Source organism: Thioclava sp. F34-6 (assembly GCF_002213235.1).
Taxonomy (GTDB): domain Bacteria; phylum Pseudomonadota; class Alphaproteobacteria; order Rhodobacterales; family Rhodobacteraceae; genus Thioclava; species Thioclava nitratireducens.
In genome coordinates this window covers 188,224-214,164 of the sequence record NZ_NBOA01000002.1, presented here as the reverse complement: position 1 = coordinate 214,164, position 25,941 = coordinate 188,224, and the positions used below count along the sequence as shown (strand labels likewise).

The 25,941-nt window shown below is 64.8% G+C and carries 27 protein-coding genes; 11 read left to right on the top strand and 16 right to left on the bottom strand.

The features are described 5' to 3' along the window. The first annotated feature begins 35 nt into the window (after positions 1-35). Positions 36-1,148: a zinc-ribbon domain-containing protein gene (locus B6V72_RS04255; RefSeq protein WP_088734812.1), complete on the top strand. Its 1,113-nt coding sequence runs from the start codon at positions 36-38 to the stop codon at positions 1,146-1,148. A gap of 53 nt (positions 1,149-1,201) precedes the next feature. Here B6V72_RS04255 and B6V72_RS04250 read toward each other — a convergent pair whose 3' ends face one another. Genes B6V72_RS04250 through argH form a run of 5 tightly spaced genes read right to left on the bottom strand, consistent with a single transcriptional unit; the run spans position 1,202 to position 6,962 of the window. Continuing rightward, complete coding sequence (locus tag B6V72_RS04250; RefSeq protein WP_240497680.1) at positions 1,202-3,961, bottom strand: DUF4175 domain-containing protein; 2,760 nt, start codon at positions 3,959-3,961, stop codon at positions 1,202-1,204. 39 nt (positions 3,962-4,000) lie between these two features. Beyond that, positions 4,001-5,266: a diaminopimelate decarboxylase gene (gene lysA, locus B6V72_RS04245; protein ID WP_088719544.1), complete on the bottom strand. Its 1,266-nt coding sequence runs from the start codon at positions 5,264-5,266 to the stop codon at positions 4,001-4,003. Positions 5,267-5,278: 12 nt separating this feature from the next. Continuing rightward, positions 5,279-5,404 carry a hypothetical protein gene (locus B6V72_RS19480; RefSeq protein ID WP_255415012.1) on the bottom strand — a complete coding sequence of 42 codons (126 nt, stop codon included), beginning with the start codon at positions 5,402-5,404 and terminating at the stop codon, positions 5,279-5,281. Continuing rightward, positions 5,401-5,559, bottom strand: coding sequence for a hypothetical protein (locus B6V72_RS19120; protein WP_157771608.1), 159 nt, complete (start codon positions 5,557-5,559; stop codon positions 5,401-5,403). Before B6V72_RS19120 ends, B6V72_RS19480 begins: the two co-directional genes overlap by 4 nt. After that, complete coding sequence (argH, locus tag B6V72_RS04240; RefSeq protein WP_088734810.1) at positions 5,556-6,962, bottom strand: argininosuccinate lyase; 1,407 nt, start codon at positions 6,960-6,962, stop codon at positions 5,556-5,558. Before argH ends, B6V72_RS19120 begins: the two co-directional genes overlap by 4 nt. Positions 6,963-6,989: 27 nt before the next feature. Between argH and B6V72_RS04235 the strand changes: the two genes are divergently transcribed. Then, positions 6,990-7,538 carry a TlpA disulfide reductase family protein gene (locus tag B6V72_RS04235; RefSeq protein WP_088734808.1) on the top strand — a complete coding sequence of 183 codons (549 nt, stop codon included), beginning with the start codon at positions 6,990-6,992 and terminating at the stop codon, positions 7,536-7,538. Positions 7,539-7,818: 280 nt separating this feature from the next. Here the strand turns inward: B6V72_RS04235 and B6V72_RS04230 are convergent, their stop codons facing one another. After that, positions 7,819-9,066: a PAS domain-containing protein gene (locus B6V72_RS04230; RefSeq protein WP_088734806.1), complete on the bottom strand. Its 1,248-nt coding sequence runs from the start codon at positions 9,064-9,066 to the stop codon at positions 7,819-7,821. A gap of 198 nt (positions 9,067-9,264) precedes the next feature. Between B6V72_RS04230 and B6V72_RS04225 the strand changes: the two genes are divergently transcribed. From B6V72_RS04225 to B6V72_RS04210, 4 genes are all read left to right on the top strand, one after another. Further along, positions 9,265-10,083 carry an EAL domain-containing protein gene (locus B6V72_RS04225; RefSeq protein ID WP_088735087.1) on the top strand — a complete coding sequence of 273 codons (819 nt, stop codon included), beginning with the start codon at positions 9,265-9,267 and terminating at the stop codon, positions 10,081-10,083. Positions 10,084-10,224: 141 nt separating this feature from the next. Beyond that, positions 10,225-11,400 carry an acetyl-CoA C-acetyltransferase gene (locus tag B6V72_RS04220; protein ID WP_075773962.1) on the top strand — a complete coding sequence of 392 codons (1,176 nt, stop codon included), beginning with the start codon at positions 10,225-10,227 and terminating at the stop codon, positions 11,398-11,400. A gap of 105 nt (positions 11,401-11,505) precedes the next feature. Next, positions 11,506-12,228 (top strand): beta-ketoacyl-ACP reductase, encoded by a 723-nt coding sequence (locus tag B6V72_RS04215; protein WP_075773961.1) that lies wholly within the window; start codon positions 11,506-11,508, stop codon positions 12,226-12,228. A 67-nt stretch (positions 12,229-12,295) separates the two neighbouring features. After that, positions 12,296-13,216 (top strand): DMT family transporter, encoded by a 921-nt coding sequence (locus tag B6V72_RS04210; RefSeq protein WP_088734804.1) that lies wholly within the window; start codon positions 12,296-12,298, stop codon positions 13,214-13,216. Between the two features lie 80 nt (positions 13,217-13,296). On the opposite strand, the gene B6V72_RS04205 is transcribed toward B6V72_RS04210, so the two are convergent. From B6V72_RS04205 to B6V72_RS04195, 3 genes are all read right to left on the bottom strand, one after another. Beyond that, positions 13,297-13,464: a DUF465 domain-containing protein gene (locus B6V72_RS04205; protein WP_075773960.1), complete on the bottom strand. Its 168-nt coding sequence runs from the start codon at positions 13,462-13,464 to the stop codon at positions 13,297-13,299. A gap of 118 nt (positions 13,465-13,582) precedes the next feature. Further along, a complete protein-coding gene (locus B6V72_RS04200; protein ID WP_088719539.1) occupies positions 13,583-14,350 on the bottom strand; it encodes a methyltransferase in 768 nt (255 codons plus the stop codon). Positions 14,351-14,354: 4 nt separating this feature from the next. Then, positions 14,355-14,567: a DUF2007 domain-containing protein gene (locus tag B6V72_RS04195; protein WP_075773958.1), complete on the bottom strand. Its 213-nt coding sequence runs from the start codon at positions 14,565-14,567 to the stop codon at positions 14,355-14,357. A gap of 36 nt (positions 14,568-14,603) precedes the next feature. Here B6V72_RS04195 and B6V72_RS04190 point away from each other — a divergent pair, with 36 nt between their 5' ends. Beyond that, positions 14,604-15,638, top strand: coding sequence for a polyprenyl synthetase family protein (locus tag B6V72_RS04190; protein ID WP_240497679.1), 1,035 nt, complete (start codon positions 14,604-14,606; stop codon positions 15,636-15,638). Positions 15,639-15,684: 46 nt separating this feature from the next. Here the strand turns inward: B6V72_RS04190 and B6V72_RS04185 are convergent, their stop codons facing one another. The 3 genes from B6V72_RS04185 to B6V72_RS04175 form a co-directional block, all read right to left on the bottom strand. Further along, positions 15,685-16,566: a 4-(cytidine 5'-diphospho)-2-C-methyl-D-erythritol kinase gene (locus B6V72_RS04185; protein WP_088734802.1), complete on the bottom strand. Its 882-nt coding sequence runs from the start codon at positions 16,564-16,566 to the stop codon at positions 15,685-15,687. Further along, positions 16,553-18,427 carry a tetratricopeptide repeat protein gene (locus B6V72_RS04180; protein WP_088734800.1) on the bottom strand — a complete coding sequence of 625 codons (1,875 nt, stop codon included), beginning with the start codon at positions 18,425-18,427 and terminating at the stop codon, positions 16,553-16,555. Before B6V72_RS04180 ends, B6V72_RS04185 begins: the two co-directional genes overlap by 14 nt. 164 nt (positions 18,428-18,591) lie before the next feature. Further along, positions 18,592-20,238: an electron transfer flavoprotein-ubiquinone oxidoreductase gene (locus B6V72_RS04175; RefSeq protein ID WP_088734798.1), complete on the bottom strand. Its 1,647-nt coding sequence runs from the start codon at positions 20,236-20,238 to the stop codon at positions 18,592-18,594. A 237-nt stretch (positions 20,239-20,475) separates the two neighbouring features. Here B6V72_RS04175 and greA point away from each other — a divergent pair, with 237 nt between their 5' ends. Both greA and B6V72_RS04165 read left to right on the top strand, forming a co-directional pair. Beyond that, positions 20,476-20,946 carry a transcription elongation factor GreA gene (gene greA, locus B6V72_RS04170; RefSeq protein ID WP_078522518.1) on the top strand — a complete coding sequence of 157 codons (471 nt, stop codon included), beginning with the start codon at positions 20,476-20,478 and terminating at the stop codon, positions 20,944-20,946. 63 nt (positions 20,947-21,009) lie between these two features. Continuing rightward, positions 21,010-22,056: a hypothetical protein gene (locus B6V72_RS04165; RefSeq protein ID WP_233242995.1), complete on the top strand. Its 1,047-nt coding sequence runs from the start codon at positions 21,010-21,012 to the stop codon at positions 22,054-22,056. Between the two features lie 74 nt (positions 22,057-22,130). On the opposite strand, the gene B6V72_RS04160 is transcribed toward B6V72_RS04165, so the two are convergent. Beyond that, complete coding sequence (locus B6V72_RS04160; RefSeq protein WP_240497678.1) at positions 22,131-22,718, bottom strand: GNAT family N-acetyltransferase; 588 nt, start codon at positions 22,716-22,718, stop codon at positions 22,131-22,133. After that, positions 22,715-23,317: a molybdenum cofactor guanylyltransferase MobA gene (gene mobA / locus B6V72_RS04155; RefSeq protein WP_255415013.1), complete on the bottom strand. Its 603-nt coding sequence runs from the start codon at positions 23,315-23,317 to the stop codon at positions 22,715-22,717. Before mobA ends, B6V72_RS04160 begins: the two co-directional genes overlap by 4 nt. A gap of 88 nt (positions 23,318-23,405) precedes the next feature. On the opposite strand from mobA, the gene B6V72_RS04150 reads away from it, so the two are divergent. Together B6V72_RS04150 and B6V72_RS04145 are read left to right on the top strand one after the other, a co-directional pair. Then, complete coding sequence (locus B6V72_RS04150) at positions 23,406-24,152, top strand: AzlC family ABC transporter permease (RefSeq protein WP_240497064.1); 747 nt, start codon at positions 23,406-23,408, stop codon at positions 24,150-24,152. Continuing rightward, positions 24,149-24,478, top strand: a complete 330-nt coding sequence (locus B6V72_RS04145; protein ID WP_075773953.1) for an AzlD domain-containing protein — start codon at positions 24,149-24,151, stop codon at positions 24,476-24,478. Before B6V72_RS04150 ends, B6V72_RS04145 begins: the two co-directional genes overlap by 4 nt. A 353-nt stretch (positions 24,479-24,831) precedes the next feature. Here B6V72_RS04145 and rpmG read toward each other — a convergent pair whose 3' ends face one another. Together rpmG and B6V72_RS04135 are read right to left on the bottom strand one after the other, a co-directional pair. Further along, complete coding sequence (gene rpmG / locus B6V72_RS04140) at positions 24,832-24,999, bottom strand: 50S ribosomal protein L33 (RefSeq protein WP_036638206.1); 168 nt, start codon at positions 24,997-24,999, stop codon at positions 24,832-24,834. 158 nt (positions 25,000-25,157) lie between these two features. Then, positions 25,158-25,868 (bottom strand): tellurite resistance TerB family protein, encoded by a 711-nt coding sequence (locus B6V72_RS04135; RefSeq protein ID WP_088719534.1) that lies wholly within the window; start codon positions 25,866-25,868, stop codon positions 25,158-25,160. Positions 25,869-25,941 lie beyond the last annotated feature (73 nt).

Below are 25,941 nucleotides of genomic sequence, written 5' to 3'. Positions count from 1 at the left end.
CGGCAAAACGCCAACACGGGCAGGGATGGGACAATATGCGGTTGGTTTGCCCCAATTGCGGTGCGCAATACGAAGTGGATGACGCCGTCATCCCAGACGGCGGACGGGATGTGCAATGCTCCAATTGCGGGCATGGCTGGTTCCAGCCGAGCAAGGATATGCTCTCTGCCGACAGCGACCCGACAGGCCCTGCGGCCCCGCCGGCAGGCTGGGATCCGGATCCCGACACCGAAACGGCCTCAGAACCTGAAACCTCCCGAGCCGAGACAGAGGCGCCCGTTGCCTCAAAGGCGACCGAGGAGCCGTCCGAGCCCGCGCCGATGCCGGAGCCCGAACAGCAACCCAGCCACGACACGGCGACCCATCTGCCCGAGCCCGAGCCGGTGGTGACGCAGCAAAGCGACGATGATACCGATGCAGCCGTCGCGGCGATGGTCGCGGCGCCGGAGGTCGAGGAAGATGACGCGGACGAGCCGGGCCTAGGCCCCGCCCCGCGCGTCGGGGCCAAACCGCGCAAACCGCTCGATGACGGGCTCCTGTCGATCCTGCGCGAAGAGGCCGAGCGCGAAGCCGCGCAGCGCCGCGCCGAAGGCTCGAGCGAATTGCAGACGCAAGAGGAGCTGAACCTCGAAGAACGCGAAACCAGCGAAGATGCTGAACGCGCCGCAGAGGCCGCCGCCGCCGATCTGGCGCGCCGTCGCAAACGCGCACAGGATTTTTCCGACCTCCGCGATCCCGACGCCGAGCGCGAAGAAGATCGCGTGGCCGACCTGCTCGGCGAGGACGATGAGGACCTGCAGACGATCCGCGGGCGCGAACGCCTGCCCGATATCGACGAGATCAATTCGACCCTCACCGCGACCTCCGATCGCGAAGGCGACAGCGTCGCCGAATTCTCGCCGGAGATGGCGCGCCGCCGTCGCTCTGGCTTCAGCCGGGGCTTCATCTTCGTGATGGCCGTGACTGCGGTCTTGGCGCTGCTCTATGCTTTCGCGCCGGACATCGCAGCGAAGTTCCCGGCGCTGAAATCGCCGCTGACGCAATATGTCGTCGCGGTGGACGAGGGGCGCATCTGGCTCGACGACCAGCTCCAGATCCTCACCCATCGCCTCTCGCCAGAGACGGCCTCGGACGGCTTCACCGAATAAGTTTTCCTAATATTTCGACGCCGCGCATAAGTTGAACTTATGCGCGCCCGGCATCAGCCCGCATTCGAGAACTGATCGAGCAGCCGCTTGAGGTAATCCAGTTCTTCCTCGGGGCGCAGACGATCGGCCGAGCGGCGCCGGATTTCATCGAGCAGGTCCTGCGCCCGGCGATAGACATCCTCGCCGTTGAGCATCTGACGATCCGTGCCGAGCTGGTTGCCCTCGCCCTGCGCCCGGCCCAGCGGATCGCGTGGCATTTCGCGCCCACCGAGTTGTCCAGGTTGGCCCGCCTGCTGATTGCCCTGCTGGCCGGGCTGCTGACCGTCGCGGCGCGCCTGTTCGTTGCGCATCGCCTCGCCCAACGCGCGCATCCCTTCGCGCAGCGCCTCGATCGCGTCGGCCTGACGGTCGATCGCCGCCGAATTGTCGCCCTGGCGCAGGGCCTGCTCGGCCTGATCCATCGCGCGCCCGGCGTCGTCGAAACGCTTCTCGGCCTGCTGGCCCGCCTCGTTGCCAAAGCCCGGCAGCAGCCCGCGCTGGCGGTCGAGTTCGCGGCGGAGCGCACGTTGGCGATCCGCGAGGCTCTGGCCGTCCATACCGCCCTGCCCGCCGTTCATGCCGGGCTGGTCGCCCTGCCCCTGGCCGTCGCGCTGCGCTTGTCCGTCCTGGCCTTGGCCGGGCTGCTGGCCCTGACCTTGTTGGCCTTGCTCACCGTGCTGGCCTTGTTGCCCCTGCTGACCTTGCTGCTGACCCTGTTGCCCTTGCTGACCTTGTTGGCCCTGCTGACCGTTCTCGGCCTGCTGCTGGCGCTCCTCCGGGGTCATGAACTGGTCCTGCAGGTCGCGGAACGCGTCGTCCGAAAGCTCCTGCTGCTTGCGCAAGGTGTCCTGCATGTCGCGCATGGCCTGACCGCCGGGCATGTCGCCCTGACCGTTCTGGCCCTGCTGGACCTTGAGGTTCTCCATCATCCGCGAGAGCTGATCGAGCAATTCCTGCGCCTCGGCCATCCGGCCTTCCTCCATCAGCTTCTGGATCTGGTCCATCATCTGCTGGATCTGGTCGCCGGTTATCTGCTGGCCCTGCTGCGGCTGCTGCCCAAATTGCGGACCCTGATCCTGCTGTTGCGAGCGTTCGGCGAGCATGCGGATGTAATTGTCGGTGGCCTGTTTCAGCTCCTGCATGAGCTTGGCGATTTCGTCCTTGGAGGCCCCGTTGCGGATCGCTTCGGAAAGCTTCTCCTGCGCCTTCTGCATCGCGGCCAACGCATCGGCCAAGCCGCCATCTTCGACAAGCTCCGCCATCTTCCACAGCGCCTCGGCGATCTCGTCGCGGGCCTCGGGGGACAGGTCGGGATCGTCGAGCCGCCCGATCACGAGGCGGATCATCAGATACACCTCCTCGCGCTTGATGAAGCCCTCGTGCCGGTTCGAGATCGCGCGGAGAAGCTGATCGGCATAGCCGCGGTTGTCGCGCGACCACAGCAGATCGCGGCGCACCTCAATCAGCGCGGCGGCGAGCGGGTCGAAGAAGCGCTTGCCGGGCAGGATGATTTCCTGCGTGCCGGAGGTGCCGGTCTGGCCGCGCCCGTCCTCGACATCGAGCGTAAGCTTCACCGGCAGGTTCGCCCAAGGATGCTTCGCGGCATCCTCGACAAGGCTCTCGGTGAAATCGGCGCGCGAGCCGGAAATCGGCAGCGGCAGATCATAGATCAGATCGTCTCGCGGCTCGGGCGGGATCTCCAGGCCGTAACGGCGATCGACCTTCGCCAGATCGAGCGAGATCACCGCATGGCCCTTGGTCACGGCGTAGTCGTCCTGCGCGGTGAAGGGCAGGCTCAGCTTACCATCGGCGCGGCGGTCGGGGGTACCGGCCAGCGCGACCGAGGGCGCCTCGTCGGGGCGCACCACCACGTTGAAGCGGCGCGCGGCGGGGCCCTTGAACTCCAAAAGCCCGTCGCGGACCGCTTCGAATTCGTGGGTCTCGATGCCGCTGGCGGTCTGCGCCGCACCCTGTTCGGGCAGCGCGGCCGGATTCGAAACGCTCTCGGAGAAGCCGATCGCGCCGGACGAGCCGTACAGCCGGATCGAGAAACGGGTGCCCTCGGGCACGATCAGTTCGTCGCCCTCGACCTTGTTCAGATAGAGCCCTGGCTTGCCGGTATAGCGCGGCGGCGCGGCCCAGCCTTCCCAGCTCGGTCCCATCGCGGCCTCGGCAGAGCCTGCAGGCGTCGGCAGCCCCTCGGTCGGATGCAACAGTCGCTGCGGCACCCCGAAGATCACCGCGACGACCAAGGCCGTGAGCGCAGTCAAACGCAGCGCATAAGGATCACGGCGGGCGAGATCGGGTTTCGGTCGCGGCGCGCGGGCGGCCTGCGCGGCTTTCGCCATGCGCCGCAGATGCGCCATCCAGAGCGCGCGGGCTGCGGGATCGTTCTGCCCCAGCGCCATTTCGTCGGTCAGCGCGGAAAGTGGCCGGCCCGGCAACGTCGCATCGAGACGCGCGATCGCATCGGTCCGGCGCGGCCAACGCATCCGCCACGCGCCCCAGCCCAAAGCCACGAGCGACGCGATCAGCGCGACCAGCCAGAACCAGCGCCCGCCCGGCCCCAGATAGGCGGGCAGCGCGAAGGCGATGGCGGTGGCGATCAGCGCGAGAACGGAGAGAAGCGGCCAGAAGGCGGCCAGCCCTCGCTCGAGGATCATCCCGGCATGGGTCAGCAAAATAGGCTGGGCGAGCGGGGCCAGAGCGGCCTGCCCGTCCTCCTTCGTCGCGGTATCGCGCGAAGCTTTGCTGAACCAGCTCCTGACCGGCATTCTCTCCCTATCCGTCGGCCCTGATTCCCTTCCTACGGATCAGAGCCACTCCGGGATCGTATCGCGGGAGAGCATTTCCTCAAAGCTCGGTCTTGCACGAATGAGAGCGAATTCGCCCCCCCGCACCAGAACCTCGGGGATCAGCGGGCGGGAATTGTATTCCGACGACATGACCGCGCCGTAGGCCCCCGCCGAGCGGAAGGCGACCAGATCGCCCGGGCCCAGCGGTGTCAGGTTGCGCGCCTTGGCGAAGGTGTCGCCGGTCTCGCATACCGGGCCGACGATGTCGTAAGGCGCGGAGTCGGTGCCCGGCTCTGGTTCGAGCACCGGGACAATATCGTGATAGGCGCCATACATCGAGGGCCGCACGAGGTCGTTCATCGCTGCGTCGAGAATGAGGAAATCGCGTCCCTCGCCCTCTTTCAGCCAGATCACCGAGGAGACCAGCAGCCCGGCATTGCCCGAGATCAGGCGGCCCGGTTCGATTTCGATCTCGCAGCCCAGATCGCCCACGGTGCGCTGGATCACCTGCCCGTATTCGATGGGCAGCGGCGGCGCGGAGTTAGAGCGCTCATAGGGAATGCCCAAGCCGCCACCGAGGTCCAGCCGACGGATATCATGGCCATCCGCGCGCAACGTCTCGGTCAGTTCGCGGACCTTCAGAAAAGCCGCCTCGAACGGCTCCAGATCGGTCAGCTGCGAGCCGATATGCACATCGATGCCGACGACATCGATGCCCGGCAGCTTCGCAGCCTCGGCATAGACCGCGCGCGCCTTGGCGATCGGGATGCCGAACTTGTTCTCGGATTTCCCGGTCGCGATCTTCTCATGGGTCTTCGCGTCGACATCCGGGTTCACCCGCAGCGCGATCGGCGCGGTCACGCCCATCGACGCGGCAATCTCGGAAATCGCCAGTAGCTCCGGCTCGGATTCGACATTGAACTGGCGGATGCCGTTTTCGAGAACGTAGGCGATCTCCTCGCGGGTCTTGCCCACGCCCGAGAACACCACCCGCTCGCCCGGCACGCCAGCCGCCCGCGCACGGCGATATTCACCGCCCGAAACCACGTCCATCCCCGCGCCGAGATCGCCCAGCACCTTCAGTACGGCGAGGTTCGAGTTCGACTTGATCGCGAAGCAGATCAGGTGTTCGGTCCAGCCAAGCGCCTCTTCGAACAGCTTGAAATGCCTCTCCAGCGTGGCGGTCGAATAGACGTAGAACGGCGTGCCCACGGCCGCCGCAATCTCGGGGATCGGCACATCCTCTGCATGAAGGACGCCGTCGCGATAAAGGAAATGATCCATGAGAGGTCTCGATTACTGGGCCGAAGCCTGCTGGGATTGCGCGCTGTCCGCCTCGGACGGAGGAACGGGCGGGCCGTCGACACCGCAGGCAGCGAGCGAAAGAAGAAGCGTCAGGGCGAGGGTCAGGGTCTTGGTCATGGAGTCACCGACAGGGTCATGATGCCGACACGCGCCGTCGCGGCGGGATAGACTTTGATGCCGTCACGATTGATGCCGACATGCGTATGCAAGGCCGGGTCGGCGGCGCAGCCGCCAAGAAGGCCGATCAGCACGAAAGGGACCGCGAAGTTCATCCAAGCAGTTCCTTCCAGCGGGCGACCTGCGCGCGCACCTGATCGGGCGCGGTGCCCCCGTAAGACTGACGCGAGGCGACCGAGTTGTGAACCCCGAGCACGTCGAACACGCTCTCGGTGATCGCCGGGTTGACCGATTGCATCTGCTCGAGGCTCAGATCGGGCAGATCGCAGCCCCGCTCCTCGGCCATCGCGACCAGCGAACCGGTGACATGGTGAGCGTCACGGAACGGTAGCCCCGCCTCGCGCACCAGCCAGTCGGCCAGATCAGTCGCGGTGGAGAACCCGCCCGAGGCCGCGGCCTCCAGCTTGTCGGCATTGACGGTCATGTCGCCGATCATCCCGGCCATCGCGGCGAGCGCGAGCATCAGGTTGTCGGCGGCGTCGAAGACCTGTTCCTTGTCTTCCTGCATATCCTTGGAATAGGCGAGCGGCAGCCCTTTCATCACGGTGAACAGCGCGACCGACGCCCCGAGGATGCGTCCGATTTTGGCGCGGATCAGTTCTGCCGCGTCCGGGTTGCGTTTTTGCGGCATGATCGACGAGCCCGTCGACCACTTGTCCGACATCGCGACGAAACGGAACTGCGCGGAGGACCAGATCACCAGTTCTTCGGCAAGGCGCGACATGTGCACCGCGCAAATCGCAGAGGCCGACAGGAACTCCAGCGCGAAATCGCGGTCCGACACCGCGTCGAGCGAGTTCGCCATCGGCCGATCGAAACCGAGCGCCTCGGCCGTGGCATGACGGTCGATGGGGAAACCTGTGCCAGCAAGCGCCGCCGCCCCTAGAGGAGATTCGTTCATCCGTTTGCGCGCATCAATGAACCGGGATTTGTCGCGCGCGAACATCTCGACATAGGCCATCATGTGGTGGCCAAAAGTCACCGGCTGCGCGGTCTGCAGATGGGTGAAGCCGGGCATGACCCAATCGGCGCCTTCCTCGGCCCGGGTCAGCGCGGCGCGGATCAGCGTGTCGAGACCCGAGATCGCGGCGTCGCATTGTTCGCGCACCCAGAGGCGGAAATCGGTCGCGACCTGATCGTTGCGCGACCGCGCCGTGTGCAGCCGCCCCGCCGGTTCGCCAATGACCTCTTTCAGCCGCGCCTCGACATTCATGTGGATGTCTTCGAGCGCGGTAGAGAACGGAAAGCCGCCCGCTTCGATCTCGGACAAGACGGTGAGCAAACCTTCCCCGATCGCCTCGGCATCCTTGTCGCTGATGATGCCCTGCGCAGCGAGCATCGCGGCGTGGGCCCGGCTGCCGTGAATGTCCTGCGCGTAGAGCCGCTGATCATACCCGATCGAGGCGTTGATCGCCTCCATGATCGCATCAGGTCCCGCGGCGAAACGCCCGCCCCACATCGCGTTGGAGGACTTGTTCTCGTCGGTCTGATCGGTCATGGTCGAAGGCCCTTGCTAGGAGGCTATATGTTACGGTTTCTCGTCCTTTATACGGCGCTGGCGCTGGGTGCAAATGTTGCGCAGGCTGCGGATCTCGATGCGGTGAAATCGGGGCAGATGGAATCCCTCGTTACCTATGACGAACCGCTGCCGCTGCCGCCCTTCACGGTGACCGATGAAGGCGGCGACGAGCATTCGATGAAAGATTTCGAAGGCAAGGTTGTGCTGATCAATTTCTGGGCGACGTGGTGTCCGCCCTGCCGCGAGGAGATGCCTTCGCTGAATGCGCTGCAAAAAGAGTTCGGCGAAGATGGATTTCAGGTGATGACGATCGCCACGGGCGGATCGAACTCGCCCGAGAAAGTCGCCGCCTTCTTCGACAAGGAAGGCATAGACGTCTTGCCCCGTTTCCACGACGACGCCAATTTCGCCGCCCGCGCGATGGGAGTGCTGGGACTGCCGGTTTCGGTTCTGGTCGACAAGAACGGCCACGAGGTTGCACGAATGATCGGCGGGGCGGAATGGGATTCGCCCGAGGCGAAGAAGGTCATTCAGGCATTGATCGACGAGGATTGAGGCGCGATGACGCCGTGACGCGTGTGGTTTAAGGCGAACCGCTGCGCCATCGCGGTATCCTCGTAGATGCTGTGCTGCGCATTTATACTGTACTTCGCATATACTGTACTTCGCATTCCACTTCATATGGCGCATGCGTTCGGACACCCGATGACGCCCCGTGGGCTCCGCGCTTCGCGAAACCTCGCTTATTTTCTTTGAGCGATGTGGCACTGCTAATGCCACAAGGCTCTGGGCGCCTCATGGCCGTGATAGCACAGCCATAAGCCCTGAGACACGCTCATGCCGCGGTTCTTTCGGCTCGGAGGTAGCGCCCTAGCCAATGCTCGATCTCTTCGGATAGAGAAAGGATAGCCTCGAGCCGTCCCTTGATGTCGTCATGGAAGCTGTCGAGCTGGTCTATTGTGGCCGCGAGCCCACCGTTGGTATCCCGCATGCGCCCGCACTCGACCCGCCCGAGAACCCGGATCGTGTCGAGCCCGAGCAACTGGCGACGAAGATCTCGACTTTGGTCCATCATATCGTCAGCGAGTTCTGCCGCTTGGCGCATCGCGGCATTCGCATCGGCAGTGCCCCTGACGACGAGAGACTGAAGCAATGTGCGCTCCTCGTCTCGGGTATGACCTTCGCGAGGTTGGCTAGGCTGCGCCTCTTCGCCCATGAAATTTTCGCTCATCTCGTTGAGGACACGAGCGCATCCTAGTTGGAACACGGCGCGCGCAACCTGGTAGGCCATCTGGCCACAAAGATTGTCGCGGCCGGCGACGAATTTGCGCAGCCGTTCCGATATAACGGCAGACGAGGCTTTGTAATTTTCCGAGATTGCGGACACAGGCCCCCCGGATGGTTCCAACCGCGAAGCGACAATCCGCATATTGTTGGGCACGGATTGCAGCGCCTCGAAACTGCGCAAAAGTCCGAATTGTTCCTTCGTTAGCCGTCCCATCGCGGTGTTCAACTCGGCCAGCATCCGCGTATTCTCATCGGCAGTTCGACCGAGGCGGCGATCCCGTTCGGTCAGTTCAAGCGCCAGGGCATAGGCCATGAAGGCCGTGTAGTTGGAGTAGACGCCACGCTCTGCGAAATCGCGCAGCAGACCCGCGCTCTCCCCCGGGTCGAGGGCCTCTGCCCGCTCGCGCGCAGAGAGCTCGCGATAGAATGAATGAATCCGATCGGAGAGGTCGCTCGTCGGCTTCAGCCGGACGGAAACATAACCGCTCTCGATCGGCATGACGACCGCAAACACCCAGTACCAACCGCCACCTTTCGCCCTGTTTTTCACATAGGCGCCCATGGGATAGCCCTCTTTGATCGCATCCCACAGCACCCGGAACACCGCGCGCGGCGTATCGGGGTGGCGCACGATCTTATGCGGGGCACCGATCATCTCGGACCACTCGAAGCCCGCGGTGCGGCGAAAAATTTCGTTACCCGATTGGATCACACCGCGCGTGTCGGTGCGCGAGTAGAACAATTCTTCCAGCGCGAAAGGCACCTCGCTGGTGCCGCGCATTTCCGGCTGCCCCATTGTCGTTATCGCCCATTCTGTTCCATCAAGACTCACCCTAGGCAACCGGCGGTTACGAACGGCTTAACGCTGCAGAAGAATTTTTTGTTAACCACGAGTCCGATGCCTTTCCCCCTCTTTACCGCTTCTTAGGCGCTTGCGGGGATGCTTGTTGCGAAGGTGAAGGAGGGGCACATGACGATTCGAAACGCGAAAGCCATGCCCGTGCATCGTGACGAAGACAGCCCACTGAGCTTCGCGGCTGCGGAGCAAAGACGACAGTCCATTGCCATGGTGCACGCGGCGATCGATAGGCACGACGTCATGCTGGCCTTTCAACCCGTAATCCAAACCTGTCGTCCCGACCGTCCTGCCTTCTATGAAGGGCTGATCCGTGTGCTCGACGACCGCGGGCGGATTATCCCGGCCAAAGATTTCATGGACGCGATCGAACGCACGGAGGTCGGGCGAAAGCTCGACTGCCTCTCGCTCGAACTCGGTTTAAAGGCGCTTCTCGGGCAACCGGATCTGCGCCTTTCGGTCAACATGTCGGCGCGCTCTATCGGCTACGCGCCCTGGACCAAGGTGCTTAATCGCTGCCTCGCAATCGATGAAACGGTCGCCGATCGCCTCATACTCGAAATTACCGAAAGCTCGGCCATGGAAATGCCTGAGCTGGTCAGCATCTTCATGGAGGACCTGCAGGCCCGAGGTGTCAGTTTCGCGCTCGACGATTTCGGGGCGGGCTACACCTCCTTCCGCTACCTTAGGGATTTCTACTTCGACATCATCAAGGTCGACGGTCAGTTCATTCGCGGCATCTCCCGCGATCCGGACAATCAGGCGTTGACGAAATCGCTGCTCGATGTAGCGCGCCATTTTGAGATGTTCACGATCGCCGAAGCGGTCGAGTCGCTGGAGGATGCCGAATATCTGGCGAGCCTCGGCATCGATTGCATGCAGGGCTATTACTTTGGCGCGCCGACGATCCACCCTCCGTGGAGCCAGACGCCCGAGCCGCAGAGGAGGCGCGCATGACCCCGGCGAAAGCGCAATAAACTTGCGCTAACAATTTCCCGAGCGACGGGATTAAGCTTGACCTCTCGCCTCCATCCGCCATGCTGCGCAGCAGCAGAACGGACGCGCTTTCGCGCCCGCTTAAGTGATGAGGAGGATCCCATGACCAATGTCGTCATCGTCTCGGCCGCGCGCACGCCCGTCGGCTCGTTTTTGGGCGCGTTCGCCAATACGCCCGCACATGACCTCGGCGCCGCCGTGATCGAGGCCGTCGTCGCCCGCGCCGGGATCGAGAAGTCCGATGTGTCCGAAACGATCCTCGGTCAGGTGCTGACCGCGGGCCAAGGCCAGAACCCCGCCCGCCAAGCCCATATCAACGCGGGCCTGCCGATCGAAAGCGCCGCCTGGTCCATCAACCAGGTCTGCGGCTCGGGCCTGCGTACCGTTGCGCTCGGCGCCCAGCATATCATGTGCGGCGATGCCGATATCGTCGTAGCCGGCGGTCAGGAAAGCATGTCGCTCAGCCCCCATGTCGCGCATCTGCGCGCGGGCCAGAAGATGGGCGACATGAAGATGATCGACTCGATGATCAAGGACGGGCTGTGGGACGCGTTCAACGGCTACCACATGGGCCAGACCGCCGAGAATGTCGCGACCCAGTGGCAGATTTCGCGCGAGCAGCAGGACGAATTCGCGCTCGCCTCGCAGAACAAGGCGGAAGCCGCGCAGAAGGCGGGTAAGTTCGCCGACGAGATCGCACCCTTCACCGTGAAGACGCGCAAGGGCGACATCGTCGTGGATCAGGACGAATATATCCGCCACGGCGCGACCATCGAGAACATGCAGAAGCTGCGCCCCGCCTTCACCAAGGACGGCTCGGTGACCGCGGGCAACGCGAGCGGCATCAACGACGGCGCGGCAGCAGTGCTGTTGATGTCGGAAGAAGAGGCCGAGAAGCGCGGCCTCACGCCGCTGGCCCGCATCGCGTCCTACGCGACCGCCGGCCTCGACCCGTCGATCATGGGCTGCGGTCCGATCCCCTCCTCTCGCAAAGCGCTGGAAAAAGCGGGCTGGAAAGCCTCCGATCTCGACCTGATCGAGGCAAACGAAGCCTTCGCGGCGCAGGCTTGCGCCGTGAACAAGGATATGGGCTGGGATGTCAGCAAGGTGAACGTCAACGGCGGCGCCATCGCCATCGGCCACCCGATCGGCGCAAGCGGCGCGCGAATCCTCAACACCCTGCTCTTCGAGATGAAGCGCCAAGGCGCGAAAAAAGGCCTCGCCACGCTCTGCATCGGCGGCGGCATGGGCGTCGCAATGTGTATTGAAGGCCTCTAACGGCAAAAAAATGCTGCATCTGCAAAAAGAGCGCGCAACTTTGTTGCGCGCTCTTGTCATTTTCGGTAACAGCGTTTCAAGGGGCAATCCATTGGAGGAGGAATCATGTCGAGAGTTGCATTGGTCACCGGCGGATCGCGCGGCATTGGCGCGGCGATCTCGAAGGCGCTTCAGGCGGCGGGCTACACGGTCGTCGCGAACTATGCCGGCAATGACGAGGCTGCGGCCAAGTTCACCGAGGAAACGGGGATCAAGACCTACAAGTGGTCGGTCGCCGATTACGACGCCTGCGCGGCGGGCATCGAGCAGATCGAATCCGAAGTCGGCCCGATCGACGTTTTGATCAACAACGCCGGCATCACGCGTGACGCGCCCTTCCACAAGATGACCCGCGAGCAGTGGAGCGAGGTGATCGACACCAACCTCAGCGGCATCTTCAACATGACTCATCCGCTCTGGACGAAGATGCGCGAGCGCAAGTTTGGCCGCGTCGTGAACATCTCCTCGATCAACGGCCAGAAGGGCCAGTTCGCGCAGGCGAACTACTCGGCAGCGAAGGCGGGCGATCTGGGTTTCACCAAAGCTCTGGCGCAGGAAGGCGCCCGCGCAGGCATCACGGTGAACGCGATCTGCCCCGGCTATATCGCAACCGAAATGGTCATGGCGGTGCCGGAGAAGGTGCGTGAGTCGATCATCGGCCAGATCCCGGTCGGGCGTCTGGGCGAGCCCGAAGAGATCGCGCGCTGCGTGGTGTTCCTCGTCTCCGACGATGCGGGCTTCATCACCGGCTCGACGATCACCGCGAATGGCGGTCAGTATTTCATCTGATTTCGCCTCTTGGCATTCTCGACGGGGGCCCGCATTTTGCGGGCCTCTTTGTTTTGGCGGGGGCAGGATGACGCGCGGCAAAGCCACTTCGATCGGGTTCACGGCAGTGTTGCTGTGGGCGCTTCTGGCGCTGTTCACCGTGGGATCGGATCCGGTGCCGCCCCTGATGCTGAACGCGCTGTGCTTCGCCCTTGGCGGCGCGGTGGGCATAATCTGGCTGTTCGCGACCGGCGCGCTAGGGCAACTGCGGCATGTCTCGTGGAAGGTCTATCTCGCCGGAACCGCGGGGCTTTTCGGATATCATTTCCTGTATTTCTCGGCGCTACGTCTCGCGCCTCCGGCCGAGGCCGGGCTAATTGCCTATCTCTGGCCGTTGCTGATCGTGCTGTTTTCCGGGCTGCTGCCCGGCGAGCGGCTGACCCTTTGGCATGTCGCGGGCGCGGTACTGGCCTTCGGGGGCGCCGCGCTGATCCTGGGAGGCGGGATTTCCGCCGATCCGGAGGCGCTGCCCGGCTATGGGCTGGCGCTGATTTGCGCGCTGACATGGTCGAGCTATTCGCTGCTGTCGCGGCGCTTCGGCGCGGTGCCGACGGCGGCGGTCGCGGTCTATTGTCTGGCGAGCGCAGCGCTGTCCGCCGTCGCCCATCTGGCGCTGGAGCCAACGATCTGGCCACAAAGCGCGGTCGGCTGGGCCTCGGTGATCGGCTTGGGACTGGGGCCCGTCGGGCTCGCTTTCTACACATGGGATCTTGGCGTGAAGCGCGGCGATATTCAGCTGCTAGGCACGGCCTCCTATGCGGCACCGCTGGTCTCGACGCTGGTGCTGGTCGCCGTAGGGATCGCGAGCGCGCGCCCGACCCTGCTGATTGCGGCAGCGATGATCGCCGGGGGCGCGGGGCTGGCGGCGCTTGGCGGTCGGGGTCGGCGCGCCTCGCCCCCTCCGCCGGACATGACCGGGCAAGAGATACCGCGGAAAGGTTCGGCCTGAGTAGGCGCCCTCTCGAACGGCCCCGTTATAATGACACGGGCCGCCCAAAGGACGGCCCGGTTAAACTCGTGGGAGGGCCCTCAGGCCGTTTCGAGGCGGCGGATTTCCTCTTTCAGCCGAAGTTTTTGCCTTTTCATCTGAGCGATTTCAAGATCGTCGACGCCGGGTCTGCGCGCAGCGCGCTCTACCTCCATCGACAGAGCCTCATGTTTCTTGCGAAGTTCGGTGATATGCGAACCAAGCGACATGGCAGTCTCCTCTCCAGTTGTCAGCCCGTCGATTGCAGCACAGCTTTTGAGTCGTGTCACGGAAATGTCGTATAGTGACGGGGCATCTCCATCATTTTCGCGAAATCTTGCGAAAGCACTAACGAGGAATAGGCAATTTTTGACCTTCGCGCAGAATTTCGCGCGCAATATCCGTCAAATCCTCCGCATCGTGTGAATGCATCGGCGCCGCGTGCAAGATCAGCGGCGCGAGAAGCTGCAGCGGCGTTCGCACCCCCTTGCGCGCCGTCACGATCACCCGCCGCGCCGGGCGCCCCAACCGCGGCGCGATCGGCAGGACGGTGATCGCGCCCGCGCGCCCCTGGAGCCCCGCCAGAAGGTCTGCCAGCCGGTCGGCCTGCTGGATGAGCGTGATCCGCCCCTCGGGCTTGAGACGCCGCAACCCCGCGTCGAGCCATGCGCTGATCGGCGTCGCCTCCCGCTGCGCGCGCTCGCGACCGGGATCGGCGGCGGGCGTCCCGTCTTCGGGGCTGAAATAGGGCGGATTGGCGATGACGTGATCGAAACTGCGCGCCCGCAATTCGGCGGGCATCTGCGCCAGATCGCCTTCGATCACCTCGAGCGCGATCCCGTTATCCGCCGCGTTGCGCCGGGCGAGATCGGCATAGGCGGGCTGCAGTTCCAGCCCGCTTTGCGCAAGCCCCGGCACCCGCCAGCCAAGACACAGGCTCGCCACCCCTGCCCCGCAGCCGAGCTCGAGAACCGACTGACTCGCTTGCGCTGGACAGGCCGCCGCCAGCAGGACCGGGTCCATCGCGGCGCGGTAGCCCGCGCGCGGCTGGGCGATCCGCAACCGCCCGCCGAGAAAGCCATCGACTGTCAGATCTTCGGGCGCGAACCGATCCATGCGCTCAATCCGATTTTATCTCGTTATCGCGCAGCACCGCCTGCGCCATGAACATGTCGCTGTCACGCACCATCAGGCGGCGCGGGAGAATCCCAAGCGAGCCTTCCAGCACGCTCGTATGGACGTCGAGTTGAAACGTGCTTATACCCTCGCCCTCGAGAAGGGCGGTCGCCATGGCCAGTTTCACCGGGTCCGTGCTGCGCAGTAGCTCTTTCATATCCCTCACTTACGGCCCCTTGCTAGGGCTGTCGAGATGAGGCAGATCGAAGGGATGAACATGAGCCTCGACGACAAGCCCGACAACACAGCGAAACCGCATGACCGGCTCGCGGAAGCCTTGGCCGACGACATGGCGGCGGTGGATGCGCTGATCGCCGAGCGCATGGCCTCGGAGAACGCGCCGCGCATCCCCGAAGTGACCGCCCATCTGGTCGGCGCGGGCGGCAAGCGGCTGCGGCCGATGCTAACGGTGGCGGCGGCACGGCTGTGCGGCTACGAGGGCAATCTGCACCACAACCTCGCCGCGGCGGTCGAATTCATCCATACCGCAACGCTGCTGCATGACGATGTGGTCGACGAGAGCAAGCAGCGCCGGGGCCGCCCGACCGCGAACCTGCTCTGGGACAACAAGTCGAGCGTGCTGGTTGGCGATTACCTCTTCGCGCGGTCGTTCCAGCTGATGACGGATACAGACAACCTGCGGGTTCTGTCTATCCTGTCGAACGCCTCCGCCGTCATCACCGAAGGCGAGGTGCTGCAGCTCTCGGCGGCCGAAGACCTGAACACGACCGAGGACACCTATTACAAGGTGGTGCGCGGCAAGACGGCGGCTCTGTTCTCGGCGGCGACCGAGGCGGGCGCGGTTCTGGCCGGCGCGCCGGAGGAACAGATCGCGGCGCTGCACGATTACGGCGAGAGCCTCGGGATCGCCTTCCAGGTGGTCGACGATCTGCTGGATTATCTCAGCGATGCCAAGACGATGGGCAAGAACGTGGGCGACGATTTCCGCGAGCGCAAGCTGACGCTGCCGCTGATCAAGGCGCTGGCCAAGGCCGACGGCGAGGCCCGCGCTTTCTGGACCCGCACCATCGACAAGGGCGATCAGCGCGAGGGCGATCTGGAGCATGCGTTGGAGTTGCTGAAGGCGACCGGGGCGCTGGAAGAGACCCGCGCCGCAGCCCTCGAGTGGGCCGATCGCGGGCGCGAGCGCCTGCAGATCCTGCCGGAAAGTGAGCTGCGGCAGATGCTGGACGATCTGGCCGATTACTTGGTGGCGCGGTTGCGCTGAGGGGGCACTACCCCCCGCCCTGCGGGCTCCCCACGGGATATTTGGGTCAAGAAGTAGAGGCGCGGCTATGGGGCTGCGCCTTTTGCGTCTGATCGCCGAGCATGCCGGAGGCCCGCCACCAGCCAGGGCGGCGCTGAGCCAGCGTGGCTTCCGCAGCCTGCGCGGCGTCCAGCGTCTCGAACAGCGCGAAACAGGTCGCACCAGAGCCCGACATGCGCGCGAGACGACAGCCGGGGAGCGTCATGAGCGCGTCCAGCACCTCCCCGATCACGGGGGCCGAGGCGATGGCAGGCGCCTGCAGATCGTTACGCTGCGTGGCCAGCCAGTCGATGCAGTCAGGCGCGCCAGTAAAAGTCGGCAGCACCTCGGGCATCGGCGGATTGTCCTTCGAATCTAGCCCCTTGAAGATCGCAGGCGTCGGCACCTCCACACGCGGGTTCACCAGTAGCGCGGGCAGCGGCGGCAGCGACACGAGGTCGAGCGCCTCACCAATGCCGCGCACGCGCTGGGGGCGTGGCGTCAGGCACATCGGCACGTCTGCCCCAAGTTGTGCGGTCTCCGCCGGAAGCGGATGGTCCCAAAGCGCAGCCAGCGCCCGCAGCGCAGCCGCCGCGTCTGACGATCCACCGCCGATGCCCGAGGCGGGCGGCAGATATTTGTCGAGATGGATTTCTGCTCCCTGCCCCGCCGGGCGCGACAGGAGGGACGCGGCTTTCAGCACGAGGTTCGACGGATCGGCAGGCACGCCCGCCGCCTCGGGGCCTGCCACGCTGAGCGACAGCGCGTCGCTCTCGCGCAGCACCAACCGGTCGCCCATCGGCCCGAAAGCCACGAGACTGTCGAGCAGGTGATAGCCATCGGCCCTCTGGCCGATGACATGCAGCGTCAGGTTGATCTTCGCAGGCGCGAAAGCGTCAATTATTCGCATCGCTCGCGGGCGTTTCGGGGGCGGCCTTGGGGCTATCCTTGCTCGGGCCCTTATCCTCGAGCGGCGGCAGACCCTGCTCCTTGCGCTGCTGGTCCAGACCTACCTCGATCTTGCGGCGGATCGCGTCGGGATCGAGTTCCTCGGTGGTCTCCGCATCGTCGGTCGCGAAGGACAACGCGCGGCGCCACTGGAATTTCGCCTCGCGCTGGCGGCCCACGGCCCAGAGCACATCGCCCAAGTGGTCGTTGAGCAGCGGATCGCGCGGCTCGAGCTCCACGGCTCGCTCCATCTTCTGGGCCGCCTCTTGGTAATGGCCAAGCTTGAACAGCGCCCAGCCGAGGCTGTCGATGATGAAGCCCGCATCGGGACGCTCGGCGGCGGCCTTGCGGATCATGTCGAGCGCCTCGTCGAGGTTTTCGCCCTTGTCCACGTAGGAATAGCCCAGATAGTTCAGCACAGAGGGCTGATCGGGCGAAAGGCGCAGCGCCTCGCGGAAACCCTTCTCAGCCTCGTCCCAGTTACCCGAGCGTTCCTGCGCGATGGCGCGCGAATACCAGACGAACCAGTCCTTCGGCTCGGGTTGACCGAGCAGATCGATCGCCTTGTCATAGGCTTTCGCAGCCTCGGCAAAGCGGCTCTCGCGGCGGAGCGTATCGCCCAGAGCGGTCCAGACGCCGACGAGGTTGGGTCGGCTGCGCGACAGGTTCTCGAGCACTTCGATGGCCGCATCGTTGCGGCCCGCGCGCACCATCGATTCCGCGCGCCCGATTTCGGCGGCGTGGTAGATCGGGCTGTCGGGCTTGATATCGGCATAGGCTTCGATGGCCAGATCGTATTGGCCCTGCTGGTCGAGCATCGACGCGGTCAGCAGAGTGGCGTCATCCATGTCGGGCCGGATCATGTTGGCCAGCCGCGAATGCACCAGCGTGAACGTGTCGGGCGCATCGCCGATCAGGGCCTGCGCGACCGAGTAATAGACCTCTGCAACGCCGTCGGACGCATTGCGCACAACGTCGAAAGGCAGCGTGTCGCCCGCCTCCAGCTTGGAGCGGATATCTTTAAGCTGCGGGTCGAGATCCTTGCCGAAGCGATCCTCGATCAGCTTCAGCGCCTCCTTGTTCTTCTCGAGTTGCGAGAGCACCTCGACATGGGCCAGAACGCCGCGACGGGTCGAGGTGATCTTCTCGCCATCTTCGCCCGAGAGGATCGCATCAGCCCCCTCGTAATCGCCGACGAGCGCTAGTGCGAGCGCCTTGTGGAAACCCGCGAAGGCTGCGAGGCCCTGCTGCTTGCCGACCTCGTCGAAGGCAGCGGAGGCGTCGGACATCTTGCCGTCGCCCGCAAGCACCCAGGCCTTGGTCAGCCCGCCCACGAGCGGCCCCGGATCGGCATCGCTGTCGAGCAACTTGAGCGCGGCGCTCCAGTTCTTGTCATGCGCGTCCGCAGCGAGCACGGTCAGCGCCGCGATCTGGCTTCCGGTGCCGGCCTCGACCATCTGCTGCGCAAGCGGCGTGGCACGGTCGAAATCGGCGATCGCGATCTCTGAGACGAGCGTGGCCTCTGCCGTCGTGCCACTGGTATCGCCGCTGGCCATCAACTGGCGGTAGTAATGCGCGGCTTCGGCGAAATCGAATTGCTGCGACGCGATGCGCGCGGCGAGATAGGCCCCCGCCTCCGCAGGGCTCGGGTCATTCGCGGTGTCGCCTGCATCGCCTTTGGCAGCAGCAGTATCGGCAGCCTGCGCGGCATCCTCGGCGCTGCCGGCCGTCGGCGCATCCTGAGCGAACAGCGGCAGGGGCGCGGTGGAGCCCATCAAGAGGGCGAAGAGCGCAAGGCGCAGCGGGGTCTTAAAACTCGGCACGAAACGGTCCTCTCATTCGGGTCGAAATCGAGCGTAACGGGGCGCTGCGGGCATTACAATGAGCCGAACCACCGCACGCGGGAAGCCGCCGTTACAGACACGGCGTTGTGATGGGGGCGAGGAGCGGTGGAAACGAAAAAGGGGCCCGCAGGCCCCTTTCGCGATCACATGTTCGGGTAGTTCGGCCCGTCGCCGCCCTGCGGGGTGGTCCAGTTGATGTTCTGGCTCGGGTCCTTGATGTCGCAGGTCTTGCAGTGGACGCAGTTCTGGAAGTTGATCTGGAACTTCGCGTCGTCGCCCTCGCCGACCACCTCGTAGACGCCCGCCGGGCAATAGCGCTGCGCGGGTTCGTCATATTTCGGCAGGTTCACCGAGATCGGGATCGACGGATCCTTCAGCTTCAGGTGGCAGGGCTGGCTCTCTTCATGGTTGGTGTTCGAGAAGCTGACATTGGTCAGGCGGTCGAAGCTCAGCTTGCCATCGGGTTTGGGGTAGTCGATCGGCTTGAAGTTCTTCGCCTCGCCGGTCGCTTTCGCATCCGATTTGCCATGCTTAAGCGTGCCGAACAGCGAGAAGCCGAAGAGATCGTTGGTCCACATGTCGAGCCCGCCGAGGACGAGCGAGGGGACCATCCCCCATTTCGACCACATCGGCTTCACGTTGCGGACCTTCTTGAGGTCTTCCGCGATCGGACCGGAGCGCAGATCGGTCTCGTACTCGGTCAGCTCGTCGCCCGAACGCCCGCCCTTGATCGCGGCTGCCGCGGCTTCCGCCGCCGCGATGCCGGAGAGCATCGCGTTATGGTTGCCCTTGATGCGCGGCACGTTCACGAGCCCCGCCGAACAGCCCAGCAGCACCGCGCCCGGTACGGTCAGTTTCGGGATCGACTGCCAGCCGCCTTCCGAGATCGCCCGCGCGCCGTAAGCCACGCGCTTGCCGCCCTCCAGCAGCTCCGCAACCATCGGGTGATGCTTGAAGCGCTGGAACTCCATATAGGGGTAGAGATGCGGATTCTCGTAGTTCAGGTGCACGACGAAGCCGACATAGACCTGATTGTTGTCGAGGTGATAGATGAACGACCCGCCGCCCGCATTGCCGCCCAAAGGCCAGCCCATCGTATGGGTCACGGTGCCCTCGCGGTGCTTCTCGGGGTCGATCTCCCAGATTTCCTTCATGCCGAGGCCGAATTTCTGCGGGCAGTGACCGTCGGAGAGGTTGTGCTTCTCCATCACCACCTTGGCGAGCGAGCCGCGCACGCCCTCGGCGATCATCACGTATTTGCCACGCAGTTCCATGCCCGGCTCGTAGCCCGGGCCCTCGGTTCCATCAGGGTTCTTGCCGAATTCGCCCGCGACGACACCGGCCACCCGGTCTCCATCCCAGACGATTTCCGACGCGGCCATGCCCGGGAAAATCTCGACGCCGAGGGCTTCAGCCTGCTCGGCCATCCAGCGGCAGACATTGCCCATCGAGACGATGTATTTGCCATGGTTCGACATCAGGCGCGGCATCGGCCAGTTCGGAATGCGCATCGCTCCGGCCTCTCCGAGGACATAGAAATTGTCCTTCTTGACCGGCACGGTGATCGGCGCGCCCTTGTCCTTCCAGTCGGGGATCAGCTGATCCAACCCGCTGGTGTCGAGCACCGCGCCCGACAGGATATGCGCGCCCACTTCCGAGCCCTTCTCGAGCACGACGACCTCGAGCTCCGGGTCGATCTGTTTGAGGCGGATCGCCGCCGAAAGCCCTGCAGGCCCCGCGCCCACGATCACCACATCATATTCCATCGACTCGCGCGTCACGTCGGTCATGTCTGTCGAACCCCTTGTTGGTCGTCCTGGCTGGCGTCCTGCCTAGCCTACCTCGCGTAACGAGGCAATTGTTACGCTGCGATGCCGCGCAACAATCTTGCGCCAAATTACGCCGCCTTCCCGAACTGACGAGATCGGCAATTCGCCGCGAAAATCGCGCTGTCCACTTGACTTCCGGGGGTGAGAGCAGATTTAGATGCCCTGAATTGGGGACAGTTCCGAGTTCGGGAGCCTTCCATGGACAAACAACCGATGACGCGCGCAGGTTTTGACGCGCTCAATACAGAATTGAAAAAGCTCAAGTCCGAAGAGCGTCCCGCGATCATTGCCGCGATCGCGGAAGCGCGGGAACTGGGCGACCTCTCGGAGAATGCCGAATACCATTCGGCACGCGAGAAGCAGGGCTTTATCGAAGGCCGGATCAAGGAGCTCGAAGGGCTTCTGGGCCGTGCCGAGGTAATCGACCCGTCGAAGATGTCGGGCGCCGTGAAATTCGGCGCGACAGTGACCATCGTCGACGAGGACACTGACGAAGAGAAGACCTACCAGATCGTCGGCGAACCCGAAGCCGATCTGGAGAAGGGCAAGCTCAACATGAAGTCGCCTCTGGCGCGCGCGCTGATCGGCAAGGACGAGGGCGACTCTGTCGAGGTTCGCACGCCGGGTGGCGACAAGGCTTACGAAATCCTCAAGATCGTTTTCGCCTGACACGGACGCCCCTGCGCGGCTGCCTCTGAGCATGTGCCCGTGCGCCACTGACGGAGAGCCTGAATGGAAGGACCCGCAGAGCAGGACAAGGATCGGTTCGCCATGCCCGGCGGATCTCACCCGCCTGCCGGTCGTCCACGCCTCAAGACACGCTTTCCCGGCGCGCCGGAATGGATCGCGCTGGGGCTGAGCATCCTGTGGGTCTTCCTGGTCGCGGCCTTCTGGTTCTTCGCACCCGGGATCGCGCGCGCCGCGTCGCTGTTTGCCACCGTCAGCCTCGTCGTGGGGATGGCGGTGCCGATCGTGATGGTCTGGGTCGCCGCCGTGACCGCGCGCGCTACCCGCGAGATGCGCGCCGAAACCGCCGCGCTGCGACAATCGATCGAGGCGATGCGTACCGCCTGGCTCAATCAGCAGGCGATGCGTACCGATCAGAATGTCGAGAAGAAGCTCGACGAGATCGCTGCCGTCGCCCGTCAGGCGGAGACCACGATCGCGACCTTCGCCTCGCGCCGCGACGTGCAGGCAAGCCAGCCCTCCGCCGACCGCAAGGCGGCGCTGGTCGCGCCGCCCCCGCCCCGACCCGATGACAGCGAACCGATGCTGGCGCTCGGCACCCCGGCGGAGGACCTTCGCGCGCCGCTCTCGGTCGCGGATTTCGTCCGCGCGCTGAACTTCCCGGATTCGCCCGACGATACCGAGGGCTTCCGCGCGCTACGCCGCGCGCTCGAAGACCGTTCGACGGCAAAGCTGCTGCGCTCGGCGCAGGATGTGCTGAACCTGCTCGCGCAGGACGGCATCTACATGGATGACCTCAAACCCGACCGTGCCCGGCCCGAACTATGGCGCCGTTTTGCGCAAGGCGAGCGCGGCCGCGAGATCACCAGCCTCGGCGGCATTCGCGATCGCTCGTCGCTGGCGCTCAGCGCGGGCCGGATGCGCGGCGATACGATCTTCCGCGACGTGGCGCATCACTTCCTGCGCCAGTTCGACCGGACCTTCGCCGAGTTCGAGAAGAACGCCTCCGATCAGGACATCGCCGAGATGGCCGAAACCCGCACCGCGCGCGCCTTCATGCTTCTGGGGCGCGTCACCGGCAGTTTCGACTGAGGGGCCAGCCCCTCGGGCTTCGCCCTCACCCCCCGGGGATATTTGAGCCAATACGAAAGGGCGCGGCGGAGCCTTCAGAGCGCGCGGCGCATCAGTTGCACCGAACGGAAATCGAAGACCAGCCGCGTCAGTCGCGAACTGCGCCGCCCCGTCACCTCGAAGCCCAGCCGTTGGTACAAGGCGCGTGCGCGCAGGTTCTCGTCGATCACGTCGAGACAGAGCGCCCGGTAGCCACGCATGCGCGCCTCGTGGGACAGCGCCTCGATCAGCGCGCGCCCGATGCCTGCGCCGCGCAGTTCCGGGTGGACGGCGATCCCGTCGACCATCATTCCGCCTTCGGGCAAATCGTGGGCCAGAAGATGCAGGCAGGCGCCGCGCCAGAGCCCGCCACCGCGCCCGTAATGGCTGCGCAGATCGGCCCAGCTACCGCCGACGAAGGAGCCGCGCAGCGTGCGAAACCCGACCACCCCGACCAGCGCGCCATCGCCATCGAGCGCCGAGAGCGCGTGGCTCGGATCGATCACCTCGGCGATGAAGCCCAAGGCGCGCTGCTCCGGCCCCATCACGCGGCCGAGCTTGCCGCCGAAGGCCTGCCAGTAAAGCTCCGCCGCCGCTGCGCGATGCTCGCGTGCGAGCCCGTGCCGGATCGACACCTGGGTCACCGGGTCGCCTCAGCCAGATGCGCGGCCGCCGTGGCGAGATCCTCGGGCGTGTTGAGATTGGTGAACGGGTCTGGGCTGCCCTCGAACGCCACCCGCGTCGCCTCCGGGAAGGCCGCACGCAATCGGCGTTCGCCCGAGGCGAACAGCTCGGCTATCCGCGGCCGCTCCATGACCGGGCACAGCGCGACGCTCGGGTGGTCGCGACCGGCCGAGGCGGCGTAAGCCGCGCCGCCGGGAGCGCGCAGCCGGGCAACGAGGTCGCGGGGCAGGAAAGGTGTGTCGACGGGAACGCTGAGCAGCATATCCGCGCCCTGCTCCGCCGCCCAATCCAGCGCGCTCAGGAGCCCCGCCAGGGGGCCCTCGCCCTGCCTTTGGGGCGGATCGGGTAGAACGGGGATCGGAGCGAATCGAACCGCCGCACCATTGGCGGAGATCGCGAGCCCTGCCACCTGCGGACCGATCCGTGCTGCGACATGGGCAAATAGCGGGCGTCCGGCGAGCATCACCATCGCCTTGTCGACGCCGCCCATGCGCCGGCCCTGCCCGCCCGCAAGGATCACCGCGACCACGCGCGGCCCGACTTCTTCGCCAGCGGTCAAGATGATTGCCTCCAATACAATCGCGCGCTTTGCCTTTGCCCGCATCCTTCCCTATCTGTCCCGCAACTGAGAACGGGAGACAAGCATCATGTCGGACATGACTGCGAACGGGACGGCCCCGAAAGGCGCGGTGCGGGCCGCCTATTGGCGCGGATTTCGGCATGGCCTGCCGTTCCTTCTGGTCATCGTGCCTTTCGGCCTCCTGTTCGGCGTGGCCGCAACCAGTGCGGGGCTCGATCTGGTCCAGGTGATGGGCTTCTCGGTGATGGTCATCGCGGGCGCCGCGCAGTTCACCGCATTGCAACTGATGGGCGATCACGCGCCGGTCGTGCTGATCCTCGCAGCCTCGCTTGCGGTCAATCTGCGCATGGCGATGTATTCGGCGGCCCTCACCCCGCATTTCGGCAAGGCGAAGACGTGGCAGAAGGCGTTGGTGGCCTATTTCATGGTCGATCAGGCCTATGCGATGGCGGCCAATGAATACGAGGCCGAGCCCGACATGAGCCGCGCCGAGAAGCTGGCCTATTACGCGGGTGTCTGCTCCCCGGTCTGCCCGAACTGGTATGTCGCGACCCTTGTCGGCGCGTTGGTCGGCGCGCAGATCCCGCCGGAATTCGCGCTCGATTTCGCGGTGCCGATCACCTTTCTTGCGATGATCGGGCCGGCGCTGCGCACGTTGGCCCATGTCGCCGCGGCGGCCGTCTCGGTCGTGGGCGCACTGGCGCTGAGCTTCCTGCCCTCAGGCGTTGGGCTGATGATCGCCGCCGTCGCCGCGATGGTGACAGGCGCGCAGGTCGAGCTTTGGGTCGCGCGTAGAAAGGCGGTGCGGGAATGAACGGCTATTCGGACGCTTTGGTCTGGGGAATCATCGTCGCACTGGGGATCGGCACCTACTTCCTGCGCTATTCCTTCATGGGGTTTCTCGGCGACCGGCAATTGCCCGAATGGGCGCTGCGCTACCTGCGCTACACGCCGGTTGCGGTGCTGCCGGGGCTCGTGGCCCCGCTGGTGCTGTGGCCCGCAGGTACCGGCGGTGAGACCGACCCCGCGCGGATGATCGCGGCCTTCGCGACGCTCGGCGTCGGGATCGCGACGCGCAACACGCTGTGGGCGATTCTGAGCGGGCTCGCAGCGCTTTACCTCTCGCTGTGGCTGGTGTGAGCCGCAGCCTGCGCTGAAGGCGCAGATCGGGGACTCCAGAGAAGCCACCGAAGCGGCGAACGCGGATTGCGCGAGCAATGCACCGGGGAAACCCCGGTAACTCCATTTTGAGCCTCCAGAGGGCCGCGCCCGACCTCGGGTGGGCGCTTTCCCCGCCTATGGCAGGGTGCTTTATCTCGCAAGCCCGCAAGACACATAGACCCGCGACGACATCGCCAATGCGCCCTCCCCGGGGGAGAGGTCGGGCGCGGCCCGGGCGACTTCGCGGCTGATCCGGGCAGCCAGCTTCCAATACAAAAAGAAAAAGGCCGTGCCCGGAGGCACGGCCTTCTAACCGTCAAGGTCAGGCGATCTTACTTGATCTTGCCTTCCTTGTATTCGACGTGCTTGCGCGCGACCGGATCGTATTTGTTCACGGTCATCTTTTCGGTCATGGTGCGGGCGTTCTTCTTGGTCACATAGAAGTGCCCGGTGCCCGCCGTCGAGTTCAGACGGATCTTGATCGTCGTCGGCTTCGCCATTGTCTATCTCCTAGCTCCGGGCATCGAAAAAACTACGCACCCGCGGAATCCTTGAAGCCCGCCTTTTAGCGATGCGCGATGCGGAGTCAACCGGCAAACCGGGCCGCAAGCTGAAAATTCTTCGCCCGCGCCCCATAAAGCCGGAAGGCTCTCTCCGCTCAGATCAGCGGCTTGCCCATCGTCTCGTGGATCTGGGCGACTTTCTCCGTCTCGAGGCCCAGCGCGGCAGCCAGATTCGCCAGATATTGCTTCTCCGCCTCGGTATCGACTGTGATCGGAAGAAGCGCTGCGGAATAGACCTGCGACTTCATGTGATCCGAGGTGGCATTGGCCAGAGCGGTGATGTCGATCGGGCCGTCGAGTTCGGCCTTCACGAAGGCGATTTCCTCATCGGAGGCATCGGACAGGTGATCGAGAATGGTCTGCCGCTCTTTGTCGTCGATCTCGCCATCGGCTTTCGCGGCCTGAATCATTGCGCGGATCATCAGCTTGGCCTGATCTTCCATCATCGCGTTGACCGGCGTGCCGGAGGTCACGGCGCCGAGCATTTCCGAGATATTGCCCGCGCCCGTCTTCGCAGCGCCGGTCATGGCGCCGATCAGCGCGCCCAGTCCCGCCTCGGTCGCAGCCGTCGCGGAGGCCGCCTGAGAGCCGAATTGGCCGAACAGACCGCGCACGGTCTCCTTGCCGCCGGGCATGCCCATCTTCTCGGCCCACTCGCCCATCTGGTCACCCATACCGCCGGGTTCGCCCGCCTTGCCGAGCGCGTCCTTCATGCCGTCGAGACCGCCCATCTTGTTGAAACGCTCCACGCCCTTGGCAGCGGCGAAGCCCACCGCGAGCGTGGCCAATGTCTTCACGAAGCTCATATCATTCCCCCGAAATTCGGTTTCCTGTTGCGACAGCTTCGCGCGCGTCGGCGCGCTTGGCTAGAAAAAACTC

Bases quoted from the DNA above. Each gene is read 5' to 3' on its own strand.
- B6V72_RS04220 (WP_075773962.1), top strand. From the start codon at position 10,225: ATGACCAATGTCGTCATCGTCTCGGCCGCGCGCACGCCCGTCGGCTCG.
- B6V72_RS04185 (WP_088734802.1), bottom strand. From the start codon at position 16,566: ATGCGAATAATTGACGCTTTCGCGCCTGCGAAGATCAACCTGACGCTG.
- B6V72_RS04225 (WP_088735087.1), top strand. From the start codon at position 9,265: ATGCCCGTGCATCGTGACGAAGACAGCCCACTGAGCTTCGCGGCTGCG.
- B6V72_RS04165 (WP_233242995.1), top strand. From the start codon at position 21,010: ATGGAAGGACCCGCAGAGCAGGACAAGGATCGGTTCGCCATGCCCGGC.
- B6V72_RS04250 (WP_240497680.1), bottom strand. From the start codon at position 3,961: ATGCCGGTCAGGAGCTGGTTCAGCAAAGCTTCGCGCGATACCGCGACG.
- B6V72_RS04195 (WP_075773958.1), bottom strand. From the start codon at position 14,567: ATGAAAGAGCTACTGCGCAGCACGGACCCGGTGAAACTGGCCATGGCG.
- B6V72_RS04210 (WP_088734804.1), top strand. From the start codon at position 12,296: ATGACGCGCGGCAAAGCCACTTCGATCGGGTTCACGGCAGTGTTGCTG.
- greA (WP_078522518.1), top strand. From the start codon at position 20,476: ATGGACAAACAACCGATGACGCGCGCAGGTTTTGACGCGCTCAATACA.
- B6V72_RS04175 (WP_088734798.1), bottom strand. From the start codon at position 20,238: ATGACCGACGTGACGCGCGAGTCGATGGAATATGATGTGGTGATCGTG.
- B6V72_RS04190 (WP_240497679.1), top strand. From the start codon at position 14,604: ATGAGGCAGATCGAAGGGATGAACATGAGCCTCGACGACAAGCCCGAC.
- lysA (WP_088719544.1), bottom strand. From the start codon at position 5,266: ATGGATCATTTCCTTTATCGCGACGGCGTCCTTCATGCAGAGGATGTG.
- B6V72_RS19120 (WP_157771608.1), bottom strand. From the start codon at position 5,559: ATGAACTTCGCGGTCCCTTTCGTGCTGATCGGCCTTCTTGGCGGCTGC.
- B6V72_RS04145 (WP_075773953.1), top strand. From the start codon at position 24,149: ATGAACGGCTATTCGGACGCTTTGGTCTGGGGAATCATCGTCGCACTG.
- B6V72_RS04235 (WP_088734808.1), top strand. From the start codon at position 6,990: ATGTTACGGTTTCTCGTCCTTTATACGGCGCTGGCGCTGGGTGCAAAT.
- B6V72_RS19480 (WP_255415012.1), bottom strand. From the start codon at position 5,404: ATGACCAAGACCCTGACCCTCGCCCTGACGCTTCTTCTTTCGCTCGCT.
- B6V72_RS04230 (WP_088734806.1), bottom strand. From the start codon at position 9,066: ATGGGGCAGCCGGAAATGCGCGGCACCAGCGAGGTGCCTTTCGCGCTG.
- B6V72_RS04255 (WP_088734812.1), top strand. From the start codon at position 36: ATGCGGTTGGTTTGCCCCAATTGCGGTGCGCAATACGAAGTGGATGAC.
- B6V72_RS04200 (WP_088719539.1), bottom strand. From the start codon at position 14,350: ATGGATCGGTTCGCGCCCGAAGATCTGACAGTCGATGGCTTTCTCGGC.
- B6V72_RS04215 (WP_075773961.1), top strand. From the start codon at position 11,506: ATGTCGAGAGTTGCATTGGTCACCGGCGGATCGCGCGGCATTGGCGCG.
- argH (WP_088734810.1), bottom strand. From the start codon at position 6,962: ATGACCGATCAGACCGACGAGAACAAGTCCTCCAACGCGATGTGGGGC.
- B6V72_RS04205 (WP_075773960.1), bottom strand. From the start codon at position 13,464: ATGTCGCTTGGTTCGCATATCACCGAACTTCGCAAGAAACATGAGGCT.
- B6V72_RS04150 (WP_240497064.1), top strand. From the start codon at position 23,406: ATGTCGGACATGACTGCGAACGGGACGGCCCCGAAAGGCGCGGTGCGG.
- rpmG (WP_036638206.1), bottom strand. From the start codon at position 24,999: ATGGCGAAGCCGACGACGATCAAGATCCGTCTGAACTCGACGGCGGGC.
- B6V72_RS04135 (WP_088719534.1), bottom strand. From the start codon at position 25,868: ATGAGCTTCGTGAAGACATTGGCCACGCTCGCGGTGGGCTTCGCCGCT.